This is a genomic window from Streptomyces sp. NPDC050743 (assembly GCF_044456925.1).
GTDB lineage: Bacteria > Actinomycetota > Actinomycetes > Streptomycetales > Streptomycetaceae > Streptomyces.
On the sequence record NZ_JBITGJ010000039.1, the window covers coordinates 1 to 19,842 of the forward strand.

Sequence of the window (19,842 nt, forward strand, 5' to 3'; positions counted from 1 at the left end):
TCGGGGGCGACGGTCCAGCCCAGGCGGCGCAGTGCCATCCACGCGTTCGACGGCAGCCTGCGGCCGCCGGCATCCTCCCCCGAGGCCAAAACGTTCACGTCGGCGGTGTTCCAGTGCCCGGCCAGCAGCGCGCTCGTCATGTCGGCCACCAGGTCGACGCACCAGCCGACCCGCTCGACCAAGCCGGCACTGGTGAGGACTTCGCCGGTCTTCTCGTCCACGCCTGTACGAATGAGGGCGCGGGCGCAGGCGGTACGGGCCCTCTCGCCGTCGGCGAGGGGCAGCTTTCGGCTCACGACACCTGCCCCTTGTCGCTGCACTGGCCGGACTCGGTCAGCAGACGGCGGCGGTTGTCCGCACTGCGCATCCCGTACAGCCGCCCGGCGAACGTGGTCACCAGGCAGACGAAGTCCTCCAGTAGTTCATCCCGACCGCCGAGCTTCTTCGGGTGCAGTACCTCCACGGTGACGCCGTACACGGCGAACAGCCGCTTGAGCCAGCCGACACCGAACCGGGCCAGCCGGTCCTCATGCGTGACACGAACAACGGTCACAGAGCCGTCCGACACCATCGCCAGTACACGGTTGAGTCCGGGCCGGTTCTCCTTCAGGCCCGAGCCGCGATCCTTGACGACCTTGACGATCTCGCCCCTGGAGGTGGCCCGCAGTTCGGCCTCCTGCGCCTCCAGCAAGGACTCCTGCCCGGACGAGCCGGACACGCGCACATACAGCAACTCCAGCCGTGAACGGGCAGTTGTGGAATCGCCGCCGCGCTTCATGTTCTCCACATCCACGGAGGAGAACCGGCGCTCACGGCCGACCCACGTAAACGGGATCTTGCCGTCCAACGCCCACTGACGAAGCGTCATCGGGTGTATCCCGAGACGCTTCGCAGCCTTGGACATGCGCAGCAACTCCATGCACAGAACTATATATGCACAACACTAGGAATATCTAAGGAAGTTGATGAGCCTGTTCGGCCAGATCGACCGACCTCGTCTCTGGCGCATGTTGACGCCCGCTCAACGGGCGCTTGGCACCCGGGTTCGCCGCACCGTACCCCCTGAGCGGGGTGACCGGTGTGGCGTACCTGCGCTGTCAGCGACGCCTTCTCCCACTGCGGAAGCGTGCCAGCGGCTCCTTCTCCGCGGCCCGAGTCTCACTGGTGTTGCGGCGGCCACGTGCGCTCTGGCCATGGAAGCGGCGGCTCACACGGCAGTGTGCCTCGACAACGTCCGTCGGTTCGCCGCGAGCACACCGCCGCCGCGACCATTCAGCGGCATTTGCTGGCTCCGTGTCAGGCTCCACGAACGGGCATTCAAACCGCCCATCTGCTCATGCCGGGCACTCAGGGAGCCGGCGGCTGCTTCGATGCCCTGTCCCTGCCCGGCGCCCGTACCGCGCTGGTGATCGGCGAAGTGGCCGGACAGGGCATCCATGCCGCAGCTACCATGGGGCAAGTGCGCACGGCCGTGCAAACGCTGGTCGCTCTCGGCCTGGAACCCGACGAGCTCCTGGCCGTAGAACACCTTCACCCGGATGTCGGTTGGGTCTCGGCCTGCCCAGTCGGCCCAGAACGCCTGCCGGGTCTGCCACCGATGCCGAGCGCGTCCGCGAAACGGCTCGTCACCTCCGCCAGGTGCTCGAAGGCGCACCCGAAGTCGGGCGGTGCGGGAGCGCTGCTGTGCCCGAAGTCGCGGTATTCGGGTGCCATCAGACGTCAGCGGTCGGCATGGCGCGCTGGCAGCGGCTCGTACATCCGCCACGAGGGTGGGAAGCCGTGGAGCAGGAGCAGCGCGGGTGCGTCCTCCCGTCGGACACTGACCGTCGCCCACACGCCGATCACCGGTTCGCGGCCGAGCATGCTGTCTGGCACGTCTGGGGCGAAGGGTACGAAGGTGTTCCCGCAGGCGATCGCCATGGGGAACATCCACATGCTGATCATGGCGGGGAAGTTGAACGGCGAGATGCCGACGATCACACCGAGCGGCTGGCGGACCGACACCACGTCGATCTGGCTCGACACCCCCGTGGACGTCTCGCCCTTGAGCGCCGTGCCGAGCCCGCAGGTCAGTTCGACGATCTCCAAGCCCCGGGCCACCTCGGCCAGTGCGTCCGCATGGACCTTGCCCTGCTCAGAGGTGATCAGCGCGGCGAGGTCGTCGCGGCGCGCGTTCAGCAGCTCGCGGTAGCGGAAGAGGATCGCGGTCCGCTGCGCGAGCGAGGACGTGCGCCAGGTGGCGACCAGTTTCCGCACGACCGGCGTGGGCACTTCCGAGGCGGGCTCGGCGTATTCCGTGACCGTTGTGCTGGTCGCCGGTGGAAGACCGCGGACGCGGGAGGGCCCTGATCGACGGCGACCCGGAGGGAGGAAACCCATATCCGAGAAGAACCACGCCGCGGTCGCGGTCACCGGAGTGACACCATCGGCCCGCGGGCCCAGGGCTTCGCACCCTACGACTCGACTCCTGATGCCTAGGCTGTGGCCGCGGTGCGGTAGAACTCGGCCGCGGTGACGGTGGCGGGGACGCCGAGTTCGGCGGCGACCGCGGTGATCGCCTTGTCGCCGACAGCGAGGTCGGCCTGGCCGTCCGTGGTGAAATACGGCGCGATGAACGTCTCGTAGTGGGCTCGGGCCTCTTCCGTGGTCTGTCCGCCGAGGAACGTCTGCATGTGTCGCACCGTGGTGTCGGGGTCGTCGTGGATCACCTGAAGGGCGCGCCGGTGGGCTCGTACGACGGCCTGGACCGCGGGGTCGTCCGGTGAGATGTAGGTGGGGTCGACGGCCACGCCCACGGTGGGGATCTGGAAGTGGTCGCCGACCCAGGCCAGCACCTGCCAGCCGTGCTCGGCGGCCACCGCCTCCGGTGCCATGGTGCTGCCGACATAGGCGGCGTCGATGCTGCCGTCGCTGAGCCGGCGTAGATCCATGCCGTAGTCGCCGGGCGAGCGGACGATGGTCGTCACGTCACGGTCCGGGTCAAGGCCGGCCTTTCGCAGCACGATCCGGGCGAATGCGCCGGGCGGGGTATGCGGGGCGTGGACCGCCAGCCGTCGCCCGGCCAGGTCTGCCAGGGAGGTCAGGCCGGGGCGGGCGAGGAACCAGAACAGCGGGCGGTGGGTGTTGACACTGAGTGCGACCCACGGGGTGCCGTCGGTCAGTCGTGACAGCAGTGCCCGGCCGAGCCCGATGGTGGCGCAGCGGCGCAGCCGTTCCACGTCCCAGGTGCAGCCGTCGCGCAGCGCGACGTGGACACCCTCCTCGGCGTAGTAGTCGTGTTGGTCGGCGATGTAGGCGGCCAGCTCCTCGTGCAGGCCTCGTCCGACGTAGGCCAGGTCGATCGTGTGCATGAACGTCTTTCCTAGATCGTTTAAGGGTGCGGCCGCGTGTGCGGAGGTCGGCGGGGCGTCAGTACATGGCCATGCCGCCGTTGACCGCGGCCGTGGTACCGGTCATGAAGGAGTTGTCCTCGGCGGCGTAGAAGGCGACCGCCTGAGCGACATCGGCCGGGTAGGCCAGGCGGCCCAAGGGGGTGGCGGCCACCTGCCGCTGCCTCGTCGCGTCGTCGAGCACGGCATCGGCGGTGCGGGTCTCCACCGGGCCGGGCGAGACGACGTTGACCGTGATGCCCTGCGGGCCGAGTTCCTGGGCGAGATACCGGGCGAACTGCTCGAGTGCGGCCTTGGAAACGCCCAGCGCGATCATGCCCGCCCGAGGCAGGCGGCTGAGTCCGGTGCCGATGTAGATGAGGCGTCCCCACCCTCGTTCGGTCATCGTGGGCAGTACGGCTTTGGTGACCGCGAACGCCGCGTGCATCTCGGCGTCGATCTTGCCGCCCAGTTCTTCCCACGTCATGTCCTGGAACGGCTTGACCGCATACGGGATGAGCGCGCTATGCACGAGCACGTCGATGCCGCCCCAAGCCGCTTGGACCCGTCCGACCATGCTCTCGACGGCCGCCTCCTCGCGCACATCGGCCTGCACGGCCATGGCCTGGCCGCCCGCGGCCTCGATGTCGGCCACGACCCCCTCGGCCGCCTTGGTGTTGCGGAGGTAGTTGACCACCACGCGCATTCCTCGCGCGGCCAGAAGTCGCGCCGTGGCCGCGCCGATTCCGCTGCCGGCCCCCGTCACCAGTGCCACCCTGGCGGTCGTGCCGGTCATGGGCCCACCTCCTGATCGTCGTCGCGGGCCGTCGGGATGACCGCCCGGGGTTGTTCGTCGCCGATGCCCTGGCCTGTCGGGCGGATCGCCCCATACAGCACGGTGTCGACGGTCGCCCGCAGCAGATCGGCCGCGGTCCAGTCCAGATCGCGCGGCAACTCCGACATGAGCAGCCGCTCCAACGCGCCGCGGGTGATCTCACTCAGCAGCTCGGGCGGCGCCGGCAGCAAGCCCTGCCGGTGTCCCTCCCGGAACAGCTCGTCGAGCCGCCGGTAGACCACCGCGTCCACACGCTGCTCCACGTACTGGCGCAGTATCGCCCCGCCCCGCCCCGTCGCGAGCTGAGGCGCGCCGATCCGCCCGAGTTCACTGCCGGCCGCGATCAGGAACCGCTGCACCCGCACACCGAACGGCCGCCCTTCCGCCTCCTCGGTCGCAGCCTCCAACGTGCGCTCCACCGCGGTGAACTGGCGGTCCAGCACCGCGGCCAGCAGGCTGCGCTTGTCCGGGAAATGACGGTAGATCGTCTTCTTGCTCATCCCGAGCTCACGAGCGAGATCGTCCATGCTCACCCGCGCGAAACCCGACCCGAAGAACAGCCGGCCGGCCGCCTCCACGATCACGTCCGCGCGCCGCTCGTCACTGGGGGAAACTGAAGAAACTGAATTAGTTTCCATGGCTCCCATCGTGGCCTCGGTCCCTGCGCTGTCAAGGCATGCCGTGCGGCCGCAGTGCCTGCCGTGCAAGCCCAGCCGGGGGCGCGCGCTACCCGGCGGTGGAAGGCCGCCGACCGTTCCAGGCACCGTACAGCGGGTACTCGACGCCGGTCACGGCGCCAACCGACTTGCCCGTCTTCAGGTCGACGACGGCGATCCGTCCGGTGGCGTTGTTGTCGCCGAAGCCGTACTGTTGGTAGCCGCCTGTCGGCTTTAGATCCGGGTACCGGAAGGCGCACAGTGCCAGTTGATGCTCACCGTCGACGGCCAAAGCGAGGGGCACCTGACCCGTTCCGAGACTCACCGGTCCCTCATCGGGCAGCTGCGCGACATACGCGGTGCCGGGGAAGTTGACGCTGTACGAGTGGTACCACGTCGTGCGGGCGGCGAGGGTGGAGGCGAAGAAGAAGGCGTTGGGCAAGTTGATCACAACCTCGGGCTGACTACCCAGCCACGTCACGGCGTGACCGCCGACTGCCGCAGCCCTGCATCAGGAGCCGTAATGCGGTCCTTGACCTGCAACAAGCTGACCAAGATCATTACGTCGTCATTACGTGATCAGTGGCAAATGGCTGCTCCCGGCGGCCTCCGCCTGCATAAACGCGAAGACCCCGGCGTCAGCGTTTCCGCTGGTGACGGGGTCTTTGCGCACCTCGTTGTCGTGATGCTCGGCATCACGCGGATGGTCCGCCGCCGGGGCCGCTCGGAGCGCGCCCAACTGCGCCGCGTCCGGCGTGATGCCCGGTGCCGCGAGATGGGCCTGCGCCGGATACTGGCCCACATGGTGGCCATGGGAGAGGTCATCGGCGTCGACCCCGCCGAGCACCCCCAGGTTCGCACGGTGGCCAACCTGATCGACACCGCCCGCGGCAACGAACTGTTCGGCGTCTGGCCGTGGTAGCACCCCCGGCCGTACCGCGTGCCGCCCGCCGAACTGGAGCACTGATGGACTCCGACTGCTGCCCGCACGAGGGCGTGGAGATCCTGGACGAGGACTGGTGGTACTGCCGCGACTGCGGCGACGCCGGGCCCTACCTGGTCCCCATCCGCCGCGCCGAGCACCTGCCGGTGCTGGCGTACGAGGACTACGACGACGGCTACGGCGATGCGCTGACCAGCCGCGACAAGAGGCGGTACCACTGCCCACTGCGGCAATGCGCTGCACCGGGGCCTCCCACGGTCACGTCGAGCCGAGTGCCGACAGGATGCCCAGCCCGAGGGTCATCGAGACGGCGAAAGCCCCTGCTGCGTAGAAGACAGCGGCGGCCAGCGACTTCGCCGGAACCATGTGTCCAAGTCCTAGACATGGGACGGAATTTGTATGACGACATCCGACCTGTCTCGGGGTGAGTGCGGCAATGCGGCGATGTTCACCGGCTTCGACGACTTCTCCACTCCGAGCGTCCTGTGCGCTTCCGGGCAGCCCGAAGGCACTGACATTGATGTGCGGTGTCGCTGTCAGTGCCTTCGGGGGTTCAGGGGAATGTGGCGAACGGGAAAGGCTCCCCTCGGTGTCGTCCACACACTCGCGGTGCGCGGGTTTCGACGCGATCAGGCCTTGCGGGCCCGGATCTCCTCCGTGAGACGGGGCACGACCTCGAACAGGTCGCCGACCACGCCGTAGTCGGCCAGGTCGAAGATCGGTGCCTCGGCGTCCTTGTTGATCGCCACGATCGTCTTCGAGGTCTGCATGCCGGCCCGGTGCTGGATCGCGCCCGAGATACCCGCCGCGACGTACAGCTGCGGTGACACGCTCTTGCCCGTCTGGCCGATCTGGTGCGCGTGCGGGTACCAGCCGGAGTCGACGGCCGCGCGGGACGCGCCCACCGCCGCGCCGAGCGAGTCGGCCAGGGCCTCGATGATCCGGAAGTTCTCCGCTCCGTTGACACCGCGGCCGCCGGCGACGACGGTCTCCGCCTCCGTCAGCTCCGGGCGTCCCGTCGATTCGCGCCGGGTCCGCGAGGTGATCCTGGTGCCGGTCGCCTGGTCCGAGAAAACCACCACCAGCTCCTCGATCGTGCCGGCGGCCGGGGCGGCCTCCACCGGGGCCGAGTTGGGCTTGACGGTGATGACCGCGATGTCCCGGGTCACGCGCGAGCGGGTGGTGAAGGCGGCGGCGAACGCCGACTGCGTGGTGACCGGGCCCTCGGGGCCGGCCTCGACGTCGACGGCGTCGGTGACCAGGCCGGCGCCGACGCGCAGCGCCAGGCGGGCGGCGATCTCCTTGGACTCGGCCGAGGAGGGCAGGAGGACCGCGGCCGGGGACACGGCGGCGCAGGCGGCCTGCAGCGCGTCGACCTTGGGGGCCACCAGGTAGTCGGTGTACTCGGGGGCGTCGTGCGCGAGGACCTTGACCGCGCCGTTGTCGCCCAGGATCTTGGCGGCGGCCTGCGCGCCGGCGCCAAGATACACGGCGACCGGCTCGCCCAAGCGGCGGGCCAGCGTGAGCAGTTCGAGGGTGGGTTTGCGCACGGCTCCGTCGACGTGGTCGACGTAGACGAGGATGTCAGCCATGGACGTGTCTCCTGCGAAGGAAGAAGAAGGACGTGGGCGGGTGGGCGTCGGCTGGGCTCAGATGTACTTCTGGGCCGCCAGGAACTCCGCGAGCTGCTTGCCGCCCTCGCCCTCGTCATTGACGATCGTGCCCGCGGTGCGGGCCTGGCGCTCAGCCACCGCCTCGACCGCGGTCCAGGCGCCCTTGAGGCCCACCTCGTCGGAGTCGATGCCGAGAGCCGACAGGTCGAGGGACTCCACCGGCTTCTTCTTGGCCGCCATGATGCCCTTGAACGACGGGTAGCGGGCCTCACCGGACTGGTCGGTCACGGACACGACCGCCGGCAGGGACGCCTGAAGCCGCTCGGACGCCGCGTCGCTGTCCCGGCGGCCCGTGACCTGACCGTCGGCCACCGAGACCTCGGACAGCAGGGTGGCCTGGGGGACGTCCAGGCGCTCCGCCAGCAGTGCGGGCAGGACCCCCATGGCGCCGTCGGTGGAGGCCATGCCGCAGACGACGAGGTCGTAGCCGATGTGTTCGAGGGCCTTGGCGAGCACGAGCGAGGTGCCCAGGGCGTCCGTGCCGTGCAGGTCGTCGTCCTCCACGTGGACGGCGCGGTCGGCGCCCATGGAAAGCGCCTTGCGCAGCGCCTCCTTGGCGTCCTCGGGCCCCACCGTCAGTACGGTGATCTCCGCGTCGTCCGACTCGTCGGCGATCTGGAGGGCCTGCTCGACCGCGTACTCGTCGAGCTCCGAGAGAAGACCGTCGACGTCTTCACGGTCGACCGTCGAGTCGTCGGCGAAGTGCCGGTCGCCGGCCGCGTCGGGCACGTACTTCACACACACGGCGATCCTCAGGGGCATGACTGTTCTTCCTTCTGCTTGTGCGTTGTCGTGCGATTCGTTCGTCGTGCCGGGGCGCGGGCCGTACTCCGCCGTCCGGTCCGGCAGGGCTCTAGCCGTGGGTGGCTTTCGGCGTTCGGGGGCCGGCGTCGGGCCCTTCGGAGGAGGCTCGGCCGCGCGGGCCACGGCGATCCGTTGCGGAGTGCGGTGCGGGGGGCGCTTGCCTCAGGCGCCGGTGATCGGCGGGACGGCGCCCGGTTCGGTGAGCGGCAGGCCGAGATGCGCGCGCTCGGTGACCCAGCGGGTCGGCCGGTACCGCGGGTCACCGGTGCTGCGGTGGAGCTCTTCCTGGAGGGCGAGCAGGCGCTGGGCCCCAATGCGGTCGCCCCAGGCCAACGGGCCGACGGGATAGCCGAGTCCAGCCGTGACCGCGATGTCGATGTCGCCGGGGGAGGCGATGGAGCGCTCCGCGACGGAGGCCGCCACCGAGATGATCGACGCCAGCACCCGCTGGGCGACCGAGCCCGCCGTGTCGCGCACGACGGACACCGGGACGGCCGCGGCACCGCCGGCGGCCCGCGCCAGCACCGCGCGCGCGTCGCGCACCGCGCTCTCGTCGGACGCCGGGGTCATGGCCAGCACCCGGCGACGGGCGGTGAGGGACAGCGGGTCGACGCCCAGCGTGCGCTCGGCCGGCAGACCGTCCTCGGCGATCGCTGAGGCGACGGTCGTTCCCCAGACCGGGGACAGCACGAGAGCCTGCGCCGAGGGCGCGGATGCCTTTTCGAGAGCCGCCCCCGACTCGCTGAGCACCGTGCGCAGTGTGTCGCTGTCCCGGCTCTCGCCGGCGACCCACACCGGCCGGTCGGCATCGCCGGTGACCGGTTGTTCCGGCAGGTCGGCGGGGGCCGGGATGCCGGTCCCGTACGCGTAGAAGCCGCGCCCGGTCTTGCGGCCGTGCAGGCCCGCCGCTACCCGGTTGGGAGCGAGGTAGGAGGGGCGCAGCCGGTCGGAGTGCCGGAAGCCCTGCCAGATGGAGTCGGTCACCGCGGCGGTCACGTCCAGGCCGGTCAGGTCCATCAGCTCGAAGGGGCCCATGCGCAGTCCGAGGACGTCGCGGACGATGCGGTCGATGCCCGTCGTGTCGCAGACGGACTCCTCCAGCAGCGCGAACGCCTCGGTGATCAGGCCGCGGCCGACGTGGTTGATCAGGAAGCCGGGGGTGTCCGACGCGACTACCGCGGCGTGTCCGGTACTCCGGACCAGTTCGACGAGGGTCTGGGGGATCTCGGGGCGGGTCAGCGCGCCCGGAATGACCTCGACGATCTTCATCAGCGGCACGGGATTGAAGAAGTGCAGGCCGCAGAGGCGGGACGGATCGAGGAGTCCCGACGCGATCGGCGTCACGGGCAGCGAGGACGTGTTGGTCGCGAAGATCGCACCCGCGGGCAGGACGTCCTCCAGCTGCCGGAACAGCTCCGTCTTGGTGGCCAGGTCCTCGCGGACCGCCTCGATGACGAGCTCCACGTCGTCGCCCGGCGCGGCCGGCGAGTCTACCGGGAGCAGCCGCGCCGCAGCGGCTCCGGCGGCCTCATCGGTCATCCGCTGCTTCTGCGCGGCGCGCTCGAGCATGCGCCGGACGAACCCGATGGCCTCGCCCACGGCCTCCTGCCGCACATCGGCGAGTTCGACGGTGTGGCCGGCGACCGCCGCCCACTGGGCGATACCGCGGCCCATGGCACCGGCGCCGACAATCCTGATTCGCATGTGGATCTCGCCTCCCTCTCGGTTCTCGGATTTCCGCGCCTGCTCCAGTGGTGCGGGAGCCGGATCCGTCCTGCTGACCCGGCCGTTGCGGTCCGCAGCCGCTGGCGGAAACGCCCGCCCTCCCTGCCTCCCGCGCCCGGGCCGCGGTGACACCCGACGCATCGTGGCCCGGGCGCGGTGATCACCCACCGCCGACGCACCCCTCCGGACCGCCGTCGGCCTGACCGCTCCGCTCTGGGAGACGCAAGTCCGCGCGAACGGCCGCCGTCCGAGGCGGACGGACGTGTCCGCCGGTGTGCCACGCCAGAACGCCCGTCACATGTCGCCAGGCCGGGCCTGCACGCAGCGGTTGGGCGGACGGTCTTACGGTGCCAGCCGTAATCCGTTAGTGTCCAATACTAAATGGCACACGCTTTGAGACGTTCATTCGATGAATGACCGGGATTCGTCCCGGAGTCGGAACAGTGGGAACCACCATGGAACTGCGCCGCCTGGTCGCCTTCGTAGCCGTCGCCGAAGAGCTGCACTTCGGCCGTGCCGCCAAGCGGCTCCAGATGGCCCAGCCACCGCTGAGCCAGCAGATCCGGCAGTTGGAGAAGGAGCTGGGGGTCCAGCTCTTCGAGCGCAACACCCGCTCGGTCAGGCTCACCAGCGCCGGCCAGTCCTACCTGGAGCCGGTGCGTACCGTGCTCAAGGACCTCGACCTGGCCACACGGGCCGCCAGGGCCGCCGGGCTGGGCCAGTACGGGCAGGTGACCGTGGGCTTCGCCGGCGCCTCCAGCCATGAGAGCCTGCCCCGGCTGACCCGCGCCGTCAGGGCCGTCCACCCCGGCATCGAGCTGGTCCTGAAGGGGCAGACCTACGCCAACGCGGCCCTTGCGGGCGTCGCGGAGGGCTCGCTGGACCTCGGTTTCGTACGGCTTTCGGCCACTCCCCCGGGCGTGACACTGCGGGTCATCGGAGAGGAGGAGATGATCTGCGCGCTGCCCTCCTACCATCCCCTGGCCCAGCGCGATCGCATCCCGATCGCCGCCCTGGGCGAGGAACCCTTCGTGAGTTTCCCCGCCAACGCCGGGTCCAGCCTGCGCGACGCGACGTTCCAGGTCTGCGACACGGCCGGGTTCAGGCCGCGGGTGGTCCAGGAGGCTCCGGACTCCCACACCATCCTGGCGCTGGTGGCCGCCGGGGTCGGGGTGACGCTGACCCTGACGTCCTGCCTGCACGTCCAGCAGACCGGCCTGGTGTACCGCCCGCTGGCCGGGCCTCCCATCCGGCTCCAGGCGGCGCTGGCCTGGCGTACGGACAATCCGTCGGCCGCGCTGCACTCGGTCCTCGCCGTGGCCGAGGAGGCCCTGCCGACCCCCACCCTGAGCACCTAGACGATTTCCGTCCGAGTCTGACGTGAATCAGGTATTGGATCTTCTTGGTGCCGGAGTGCGAGGCTCGACGGGAACGGTTCCGCCGTAGAACTTCCCCCACCAGGGAAAGGCAGTCGCATGTCCGAACAAGCTGATGTCGTCATCTGCGAGCCGCTGCGAACGCCGATCGGCCGCTTCGGCGGCGCGCTCGCGGGCCAGCGGGCGGCCGGTCTCGCGGCGCTCGTCATCGCCGAGATCGTCGGCCGCACCGGGATCGACCCCGAGCGGATCGACGAGGTGATCCTCGGACACGCCTACCCGACCTCCGACGCCCCCGCGATCGGGCGGGTCGCCGCCCTCGACGCGGGGCTGCCCGACTCGGTCACCGGCATCCAGGTCGACCGCCGTTGCGGATCGGGCCTCCAGGCCGTCCTCGACGCCGCCATGCAGATCCGCAGCGGCTTCAGCGATGTCGTCGTCGCGGGCGGGGTGGACGTCATGAGCGCAGCCCCCTTCTACACCCACGACGGCCGGTGGGGCATCAAGACGCCGAGCCTCGAACTCCACGACTCGCTGGCGCGCGGCCGGGTCACCGCCGGCGGTGTCAACCACCCCGTCCCCGGCGGCATGATCGAGACCGCGGAGAACCTCCGCCGCGCGTACTCCATCTCCCGCGAGGACCAGGACGCCCTCGCGGTGCGCTCCCAGCAGCGCACCGCGGCCGCCATGGCGGCCGGGCTGTTCAAGGACGAGATCGTCCCCGTCGCGGTGCGCACCCGGAAGGGCGAGGTCACCGTGACCGAGGACGAGCATCCCCGCCCCGGCACGACGGCGGAGCAACTGGCCGCGCTCCGGCCGATCATGGGCAGGTCCGACCCGGAGGCGACCGTCACCGCGGGCAACGCCAGCGGTCAGAACGACGCGGCGGCCGCGTGCCTGGTGACCACCCGCGCCACGGCCGAGCGGCTGGGCCTGACCCCGCTGGTGCGACTGGTGTCCTTCGCCCGCGCCGGGGTGCCTGCCGAGACCATGGGGCTAGGCCCGGTGCCGGCCACCCGCAAGGCCCTGGAGAGGGCCGGTCTCTCGCTCACCGACATGGGCCTGATCGAGCTCAACGAAGCCTTCGCCGCCCAGGTACTGGCCTGCACACGGGTGCTGGGTCTGACCGACGCCGACCACGAGCGGATCAACGTCAACGGCTCCGGCATCTCGCTCGGCCACCCCGTCGGGGCGACCGGCGCCCGGATCCTGGCCACCCTGGTGCGCGAGATGCACCGCAGGGGGACCCGCTACGGCCTGGAGACGATGTGCATCGGCGGAGGCCAGGGCCTGGCCGCGGTGTTCGAACACATCACCGGCTGACGCCCCACCGGACCGTAGGCACCGGTCGGCCGATGGCCGGCCGTCATCCAACGAGGCACTGAGCCAAGGAAACCGGAGTCCATCGTGACACTGACCGTCAACGGCATACCGGAGATCGCGAAGCTGGCCGGCCGCGACCTCGGACACTCCCAGTGGAGGGAAGTCACCCAGGCGCTCATCGACACCTTCGCGGCGGTCTCCGGCGACGGCCAGTGGATCCACACCGACGTCGAGCGCGCGGCCGAAGGCCCGTTCGGGCGCACGATCGCGCACGGCTACATGGTGCTCAGCTGGGGCATCCCCATGGTGGCGGAGCTCCTCCAGGTCACCGGCGTGGGCATGGCCCTCAACTACGGTGTGAATAAGGTGCGTTTCCCCGCGCCCGTGCCGGTCGGCAGCAGGATCCGCCTGCACGCGGAGATCACCGAAGTACGCGAGGTGAGCCGGGGCGGGATCCAGGTGCACCGCGCCTTCACCTTCGAACTCGAAGGATCCGACAAGCCCGCCTGCGTCGCGGAGTCCCTCACGCACTACTACCCGTAAAGAGAGCCCTCCCCGGAAAACAACGACCTTGGCGGCCAGGCACCCTCAGATTCCTCTGGCCGCCAAGGTCGTTCCTATGCCTCCGGCGGGTGACGTGCGACGCCCGGCAGAACTGCGCCCCCGGCCGCGAACCCGGCCACCTGCCCGTCACCCGCGCCGTCACGGTTCCCGCGGCGGCGCGGGACGGCCGAGGACGTCGGGGAGGTACGAAGCATCCACGAGCGACGACACGGGCCTCAGATGGGCGAGTACGTCCGAGAGGTGGGTGCGTCGTGCCAGGGGTGGCACGAGGGCGAGGTGGGCGAGGCAGTCGAGGTCGTAGCGCAGCGCGGCGAGGCCGGGTTCGGTCAGTTCGACGGCGCCGGAGCGGCGGTGGGCCCGGCGGGAGCCGTTTCCGTAGACCGGACCGAGCGCGTGTCCGGGACGCGCGGTGAGGAGCGTGGTGCCCTCGTCGTCCGCGTCGGGGAGGAACGCCCGGTCATGGGCCCCGGCCTCGGCCAGGGCCCGGGCGAGGACCGCGGGTTCGATCAGCGGCAGGTCGGCGGGGAGCGCGGCGACACCGCACCCGGGATCGCCGGCGCGGGCGGTCAGTTCGCCTTGGCGCAGGGCCCCGTTGAGACCCGGGCCGGTCCCGAGGACGTGTCCGACACCGAGGTCGGCGACGGGTTCGAGGTCCTGGATCCGGTCGACCACGACGATCACCGTGGACACGCCGGGCGTGTGCCGCGCGGCGGCCACGGTGTCGCGGAACAGGGCACTCGCGACCCGCTGCCGGTCACGGGAGTCGAGTGCGAGGCGGCTCTTCGCCAGGCGGAGGTCCTTCTGCGGGATGACAACGGCCCAACGCACCTCGGAGCGCGCACGGTTGTCGCGGTGTCCGCCCATGCCGGCCGGGTGGTGGGCCCGGCCGTCCGCACCCCCGTCCGCGTGGCCGTGGTCGTGCTGGCCGGTGGTCATCGTACGAATCCGACACTCAGGGGTACGACCCGGTGGACTTCCGTGTCGAACCGGCGGGCCGCTTCCGCGCGTTCCGCGCTGACCTGGCCGTAGGTCGTCGAGCGCTGCCGGGCCGACCGGCCGGCCGCCGCGGCGAGGGCCTCGATGTCCGCGATGGTCTTCATCGACCCGTTCGTCGAGCCCGCCATCCGGCTGATGGTCTCCTCCATCAGCGTCCCGCCCAGGTCGTTGGCACCCCCGCGCAGCATCTGTTCGCACTGCTCGGGCGACAGCTTGACCCACGAGCACTCGATGTTGTCGATGTACCCGTGCATCAGCAGGCGCGCGAGGGCGTGGACGGCCCGGTTGTCCCGGGGGGTCGGGCCCGGCCGGGCGATCCCGGCGAGGTAGATCGGGGAGGAGTGGTGCACGAAGGGCAGCGGTACGAACTCGGTGAACCCGCCCGTCTCCCGCTGGATGTCGACCAGGGTCCGCAGGTGCCCGACCCAGTGCCGGGGCTCGTCGACGTGTCCGTACATCATGGTCGCGGTCGTGGGGATCCCCAGTCCGTGCGCGGTCTTCACCACCCGGATCCACTCCGCGGCGGGGAGCTTGCCCTTGGTCAGGATCCAGCGGATCTCGTCGTCGAGGATCTCCGCCGCGGTGCCCGGCACGGAGTCCAGCCCCGCCTCACGCGCCCCGGCCAGCCACTCGGACACGGAGATCCCCATCCGGGACGCGCCGCTGATGATCTCCATCGGGGAGAACGCGTGCAGGTGCATGTCGGGGCAGCGTTCCTTGACCGCGCGGGCGAGGTCGTGGTGGACGCTGCTGGGCAGGGCCGGGTCGATACCGCCCTGCATGCACACCTCCGTCGCGCCCACGGCCCAGGCCTGTTCGACCCGGTCGCCGACCTCGCCCAGCGACAGCCGGTAGGCGTCCGCGTCGGTCTCCCGCTGCGCGAACGCGCAGAACCGGCAGCCGACGTAGCAGACGTTACTGAAGTTGACGTTCCGGTTGACCACGTAGGTGACGGTGTCACCGACTGCGGACCGGCGGACCTGGTCCGCGAGCCGGCACATCGCGTCGAGCTCCGGACCGTCCGCATGGGCCAGCGCCAACGCCTGCGCGTCCGTGATGCCCGCAGGGTCTCGCTCGGCCGCCCGCAGGGCGTCGGCGACGTCGCTGTCGAGGCGCTCCGGCGCTCTCGTGCCGACCCCGGTGGGGAGGCTGCTGACCTGGTCGGCAAGGACCTGCCAGTCGCCGAACGCGTTGTCGAAGTCACCGCGCGCGGTGGTGAGGCGACCTTCCCGGTCGATCGCGGTGTGCAGGTCGGTACGCCCGGACGAGACGGCCTCGGCGGCTTCCTGCCACGGCCTGCCCACCGGCAGCACGTCGGCGGCGAGGCCGGTGTCCGGGTCGGCGAGTGCCCTCAGGTGCGGCTGGACGCGGGCGTCCGCCCACGGGCTGCCCGCACGGATGTACTCCGGCTGCGCCGCAAGGCGTTCGCGCAGTTCGAATCCGGCTCCGGCGGTGAGTTCCGCGAGGCGCTCCAGCTGCGGCCAGGGCCGTTCCGGGTTGACGTGGTCGGGTGTCAGGGGTGACACGCCGCCCCAGTCGTCGATGCCGGCCGCGAGCAGGAGCCGCAGCTCGTTCGGGTCGGACAGGTTCGGCGGGGCCTGGATCCGCATCTTCGGCCCCAGCAGGATCCTCGCGACCGCGATCGCCGCGAGGTACTCCTCCAGCTCCGCGTCCGGCACCGACTTCATGGCCGTGTCCGGCTTGGCCCGGAAGTTCTGCACGATCACTTCCTGGACCGCCCCGTACTGCCGGGCGATGCGGCGGATCTCCAGGATCGACTCGACCCGGTCCTCGGGGCTCTCGCCGATACCGATCAGGATCCCCGTCGTGAAGGGGATACTGCTACGGGAGGCGTCCTCGATGGTCCGCAGCCGCACCGCGGGGTCCTTGTCCGGGGACCCGTAGTGGCAGCCCCCCGGCTCCGCCCAGAGCGACCGTGCCGTCGACTCCAGCATCAGGCCCATCGACCCTGCGACGGGCTTCAGGCGCTGCAGTTCCGTCCAGCTCATCACCCCGGGGTTCAGATGCGGGATCAGGCCGGTCTCCTCCAGCACCAGGATCGCCATCGCCCGCACATACGCCAGGGTGTCCTCGTAGCCGTGTACGTCCAGCCACTCCCGGGCGGCCTTCCACCGGGCCTCCGGACGGTCCCCGAGCGTGAACAGGGCCTCCTTGCAGCCCAGTCGGGCTCCCTCCCGGGCGATGTCGAGGACCTGCCCGGGCGTGAGGTAGGCCTCCTCGACCCGGCCCGGGGTGGTCGCGAACGTGCAGTAGTGGCACCGGTCCCGGCACAGCCGGGTCAGCGGTACGAACACCTTCCTGCTGTAGGTGACGATGCCGGGCCGCCCCGCGTCGAGGAGACCCGCCGAGCGCACGGACCCGGCGACCTCGCACAGCGAGGCCAGGTCGTCGCCGCGCGCCCCGAGCAGGGCCGCCGCCTCCCGGCGGTCGATGTTCTTGCCCGCCCTGGCCCTGGCCAGGGCACGGCGTACGGATGTGGAAGTCACCGCGGTCTCCTCACGTGGACGCTCATGCATGGTCAGTGGGCGCGCAGGCCCATGGACCGCGCGATGAAGTTCAGCTGCACCGACGGCGGTCCGGCCACGACCCGGGCGATGATCCCGTCCGAGTGGTGCATCGGCAGCGTGTGGTCGCGGACGTAGCCGTACGCGCCCTGCAGCTGCACCGCCAGCGCCGACGCCTCGGCGTAGATCTGGCCGCACAGGAACTTGGCCATCGTGCTCTCCGTCTCGCACGGCAGGCCCGCGTCGAAGAACGCCGCCGACCGCTGCACCGCGCAGCGGGCCGCGTCCTTGCGGACGAACATCTCCGCGAGCGGCAGCGTCACACCCTGGTACGACGAGATCGTCTTCCCGAACTGCTCGCGCTCATTGGCGTACTCGACCGTCATGTCCAGGACCTGTCCGACACTGCCCAGGAACCCCGAGCTGATCATGATCCGCTCCAGGACCAGCCGCTCCTTCAGGATCTGCCAGCCCTGGCCCGGCTCGCCCAGCAGGGCCTCGTCGGGGACCAGCACGTCGTGGAGGAACACCTCGTAGATCCCGCTGATGTTGCGGCCCAGGGCCGGCATCCGGCGGATCTCCACACCCGGGTGGTCCGAGGGGACCAGGAAGACGGCGAGGTCGTCGCGCTTGCGGCCGCTGTCGCCGGTCTTCGCGAACAGCTCCATCACCGTGCCCGGGATCTCCGCACCCTCGCAGTAGGTCTTCTGCCCGTTCAGCAGCCAGCCGCCCTCGACGCGTTCCGCCGTCGTCGACACGCTCGCCGCGTCTGAGCCGACGTCCGGCTCCGAGACCGCGATGGAGAACCTGCCGTCGCCGCGCAGCACGGGCTCGGCGTACTTCTCCCGCTGTTCGAGGGTGCCCCAGCGGATCAGGTCGCGGATCCCGCTGATGTTCAAGTTCAGCAGCGCGACCAGGTCCGAACTCGCCCGCCCGACCTCCTCGCACAGCGCGATCAGCAGGCCGGCCATGCCCTCGAGGGGTTCGTCGTCCGCGACGATGTCGTACCAGCCCAGCTTGGCGATCTCGCGGTAGAGGTGCTCGGGGTAGGAGCCCTCCTCGTCCCAGATCCGCACGTCACGCTGGGGAGCGTGACGTGCGATCACCGCACGGGCCGTGGCCCGCAACTGCTCCTGGTCATCGGATTCGATGAAGGGGTTCGCGCTCATGGTTGTCGCCTTTCCGAAGGGGATCGGGCGGCCGGGTGGATCGGGTGGTCCGAACGGTGCGGTCGCCGCGGGGGAAGTCAGGTGGTGAGAGCCGTCCGAAGGGTCCGGACAAGATCGGACGGTGCGGCGGCGAACTGCTCGGCGAGCTGCCGGGCCCGGTGGCCGAGGTCCGCGGCCTCGACTACGTCGACCAGGCCGAGCCGGGCCAGGTCGTCTCCGGTGAAACGTTCATCCGCCACCAGCAGCCGGAACGCCGCCGCGGGACCGACAGCGGCCCGCAGGCGGCGGACCGTCTGGTCCGGGGGCAGGAAGCCCAGCCGGAGCTCCGGGAAGCGGAACATCGCGCCCGGAGTCGCCAGCGTGACCACGGCAGCGACGGCCAGGGCCCATCCGCCGCCGACGGCCGGGCCCTGCACGGCGGCGACCGAGGCGGGGAACGCTTCGACGAGGTCGCACGCCTCCTCGATCAGTTGCCGGCGCAGGCCGGGCCGGCCCACCGCGGTGCCGTCGTCCGACCGCACGTCGGCACCCGCGCAGAAGGCCGGGCCCTCCGCCTTCAGCAGCAGGACGTCTACGCCCTGTCCGCGGGCGTCCTTGAGCGCCGCGACCAGCTGCTGGAGCAGCGGGATGTTCATGGCGTTGCGCGCGTCGGGGCGGTTCAGCGTCACCGTCGCGACACCGCTCTCGATCTCCGACAGGCACAGCGGTGTCTGGTCCGCAACGGCGTTCATATGAGCTCCGGAAGGACTTCGGTGGTGAGCAGGTCCACGGCTTCCGCCGGGTCCGGGCCGACGGGGGCTCCGACGTATGCCTCGGTGAAGCCGGCCCCGCGGGCGTAGTCGAGGAGTTCGGTGAGCAACGCGATGCAGTCGCCGGGCGTTCCCGAGATGACGAGCTGGTCGGCCACGTACTGGGGCAGGAGTTCGGCCGCTGCGGCGATGCCCTTGCCCGCGTGGACGGCCTCGCGGGTCGCCGCGTAGTCGGACTGTTCGAAGCCGACCTGCTGCAGGCTCTCGTGCGGCTGGTGGGAGACGATCAGGGCGGCCTGTCGGCGGGCGGCGGCGTTGGCGCGGTCGCGGTCCGCCGAGACGGACACGTTCACTCCGTATATGCGGGTGAACTCCGGGCGGTCGCTGCGCTCCCGGCCGGCGTCGAGGCGGTCCAGGTTGCTGACCGCGTCGAACTGGCCGCTGCGGAAGGCCGCGAGGCTGTGCGCCGGGAAGTTGCTCGCGCAGATCACGCCGTCGGCCAACTCGCCCGTCATCTCAAGGACCTTGGGACCCGTGCCGGCCACGATCACCCGGACCGCGGGGTCGTCGACCCAGTCGAGGGACGCGCGACCGTCCGCACGCAGGCCCAGGTCCGCGCAGGTGAGGGGATAGTCGCCCATGCGGACGCTCTCACCCCGCCAGAGCGCGCGGCAGAACCTGATGAGTTCGGCGACGCGGCCGACGGGCTGCCCCTGCTCCATCAGGGCGCGCACCAGGCCACCGCCGGTGCCGATCCCCATGCTCACCTGGCGGCCCGCCGGCATGAACTCGGCCAACGTGGCCATCGTGGACGCCTGTTCCAGGGGGTTGCGCCCGAACGGGAACGTCACCGCAGTGCCGACACCGGCACCGGTCCTGGCCGCGATCGCCCCCAGGACGACGCCCACTCCTCGCGACTGCATCTGGTCGGTCACCCAGATCGTCTCGAAGGTCCGAGCGGCGACCTCGGCGACCTCGACCAGGCTCGGTCCACCTGCCCAGGCGTGTAGCTGAATGCCCTTGATCATCGACTCTCGATTCACGATGGTGAACTGTGTCCACGATGCTGAATAAAGGGATGCGCGAATCCATTCCGGCCGAGATTTCGAACATCTGTCGGCCGGTCATGGCGAGGC

At 70.6% G+C, this 19,842-nt stretch carries 17 protein-coding genes and 3 pseudogenes; 5 read left to right on the forward strand and 15 right to left on the reverse strand.

The features are described 5' to 3' along the window. A pseudogene (locus ACIBJF_RS30175) lies at nt 1–296 on the reverse strand (transposase); the annotation flags it as partial. After that, nucleotides 293–919 (reverse strand): IS607 family transposase, encoded by a 627-nt coding sequence (locus ACIBJF_RS30180; RefSeq protein WP_399178397.1) that lies wholly within the window; start codon nt 917–919, stop codon nt 293–295. The pseudogene ACIBJF_RS30175 and the gene ACIBJF_RS30180, both read right to left, overlap by 4 nt. A 417-nt stretch (nt 920–1,336) precedes the next feature. On the opposite strand from ACIBJF_RS30180, the pseudogene ACIBJF_RS30185 reads away from it, so the two are divergent. After that, nucleotides 1,337–1,459 (forward strand): annotated as a pseudogene (locus ACIBJF_RS30185) (hypothetical protein); the annotation flags it as partial. Nucleotides 1,460–1,890: 431 nt separating this feature from the next. Here the strand turns inward: ACIBJF_RS30185 and ACIBJF_RS30190 are convergent. The 5 genes and pseudogenes from ACIBJF_RS30190 to ACIBJF_RS30210 form a co-directional block, all read right to left on the reverse strand. After that, a pseudogene (locus tag ACIBJF_RS30190) lies at nt 1,891–2,379 on the reverse strand (aldehyde dehydrogenase family protein); the annotation flags it as partial. Between the two features lie 95 nt (nt 2,380–2,474). Further along, entirely contained in the window at nt 2,475–3,350 is an 876-nt protein-coding gene (locus ACIBJF_RS30195; protein WP_399178399.1) for an ABC transporter substrate-binding protein, read from the reverse strand. Between the two features lie 58 nt (nt 3,351–3,408). After that, entirely contained in the window at nt 3,409–4,164 is a 756-nt protein-coding gene (locus ACIBJF_RS30200) for an SDR family NAD(P)-dependent oxidoreductase (RefSeq protein WP_399178400.1), read from the reverse strand. Further along, nucleotides 4,161–4,787 carry a TetR/AcrR family transcriptional regulator gene (locus ACIBJF_RS30205; RefSeq protein ID WP_399178402.1) on the reverse strand — a complete coding sequence of 209 codons (627 nt, stop codon included), beginning with the start codon at nt 4,785–4,787 and terminating at the stop codon, nt 4,161–4,163. The genes ACIBJF_RS30200 and ACIBJF_RS30205 overlap by 4 nt, the downstream gene beginning before the upstream one ends. A gap of 142 nt (nt 4,788–4,929) precedes the next feature. Beyond that, nucleotides 4,930–5,310, reverse strand: a complete 381-nt coding sequence (locus tag ACIBJF_RS30210; RefSeq protein WP_399178404.1) for a hypothetical protein — start codon at nt 5,308–5,310, stop codon at nt 4,930–4,932. Between the two features lie 81 nt (nt 5,311–5,391). On the opposite strand from ACIBJF_RS30210, the gene ACIBJF_RS30215 reads away from it, so the two are divergent. Then, the gene (locus tag ACIBJF_RS30215) at nt 5,392–5,781 is read left to right on the forward strand and encodes a hypothetical protein (protein ID WP_399178406.1); all 390 of its coding nucleotides are present in this window, start codon (nt 5,392–5,394) and stop codon (nt 5,779–5,781) included. Between the two features lie 650 nt (nt 5,782–6,431). Here ACIBJF_RS30215 and ACIBJF_RS30220 read toward each other — a convergent pair. From ACIBJF_RS30220 to ACIBJF_RS30230, 3 genes are all read right to left on the reverse strand, one after another. Then, nucleotides 6,432–7,394, reverse strand: coding sequence for an electron transfer flavoprotein subunit alpha/FixB family protein (locus ACIBJF_RS30220; protein WP_399178407.1), 963 nt, complete (start codon nt 7,392–7,394; stop codon nt 6,432–6,434). A gap of 57 nt (nt 7,395–7,451) precedes the next feature. Beyond that, entirely contained in the window at nt 7,452–8,237 is a 786-nt protein-coding gene (locus ACIBJF_RS30225) for an electron transfer flavoprotein subunit beta/FixA family protein (protein WP_399178409.1), read from the reverse strand. 204 nt (nt 8,238–8,441) lie between these two features. Beyond that, nucleotides 8,442–9,983, reverse strand: coding sequence for a 3-hydroxyacyl-CoA dehydrogenase (locus tag ACIBJF_RS30230; RefSeq protein ID WP_399178411.1), 1,542 nt, complete (start codon nt 9,981–9,983; stop codon nt 8,442–8,444). 476 nt (nt 9,984–10,459) lie between these two features. Between ACIBJF_RS30230 and ACIBJF_RS30235 the strand changes: the two genes are divergently transcribed. From ACIBJF_RS30235 to ACIBJF_RS30245, 3 genes are all read left to right on the forward strand, one after another. Further along, on the forward strand, nt 10,460–11,362 hold the full coding sequence (locus ACIBJF_RS30235; protein WP_399178506.1) for a LysR family transcriptional regulator: 903 nt from the start codon (nt 10,460–10,462) through the stop codon (nt 11,360–11,362). A 117-nt stretch (nt 11,363–11,479) separates the two neighbouring features. After that, on the forward strand, nt 11,480–12,703 hold the full coding sequence (locus tag ACIBJF_RS30240; protein ID WP_399178413.1) for an acetyl-CoA C-acetyltransferase: 1,224 nt from the start codon (nt 11,480–11,482) through the stop codon (nt 12,701–12,703). Between the two features lie 84 nt (nt 12,704–12,787). Continuing rightward, nucleotides 12,788–13,246 (forward strand): MaoC family dehydratase, encoded by a 459-nt coding sequence (locus ACIBJF_RS30245; protein WP_399178415.1) that lies wholly within the window; start codon nt 12,788–12,790, stop codon nt 13,244–13,246. 159 nt (nt 13,247–13,405) lie between these two features. Here the strand turns inward: ACIBJF_RS30245 and cofC are convergent, their stop codons facing one another. From cofC to ACIBJF_RS30270, 5 genes are all read right to left on the reverse strand, one after another. Then, a complete protein-coding gene (gene cofC / locus ACIBJF_RS30250; protein WP_399178417.1) occupies nt 13,406–14,203 on the reverse strand; it encodes a 2-phospho-L-lactate guanylyltransferase in 798 nt (265 codons plus the stop codon). Continuing rightward, on the reverse strand, nt 14,200–16,800 hold the full coding sequence (locus ACIBJF_RS30255; RefSeq protein WP_399178418.1) for a bifunctional FO biosynthesis protein CofGH: 2,601 nt from the start codon (nt 16,798–16,800) through the stop codon (nt 14,200–14,202). The genes cofC and ACIBJF_RS30255 overlap by 4 nt, the downstream gene beginning before the upstream one ends. 2 nt (nt 16,801–16,802) lie before the next feature. Beyond that, the gene (locus ACIBJF_RS30260) at nt 16,803–17,957 is read right to left on the reverse strand and encodes an acyl-CoA dehydrogenase family protein (protein WP_399178420.1); all 1,155 of its coding nucleotides are present in this window, start codon (nt 17,955–17,957) and stop codon (nt 16,803–16,805) included. A gap of 77 nt (nt 17,958–18,034) precedes the next feature. Further along, complete coding sequence (locus ACIBJF_RS30265) at nt 18,035–18,688, reverse strand: enoyl-CoA hydratase/isomerase family protein (protein ID WP_399178422.1); 654 nt, start codon at nt 18,686–18,688, stop codon at nt 18,035–18,037. After that, entirely contained in the window at nt 18,685–19,749 is a 1,065-nt protein-coding gene (locus tag ACIBJF_RS30270) for an LLM class flavin-dependent oxidoreductase (protein ID WP_399178424.1), read from the reverse strand. Before ACIBJF_RS30270 ends, ACIBJF_RS30265 begins: the two co-directional genes overlap by 4 nt. Nucleotides 19,750–19,842 lie beyond the last annotated feature (93 nt).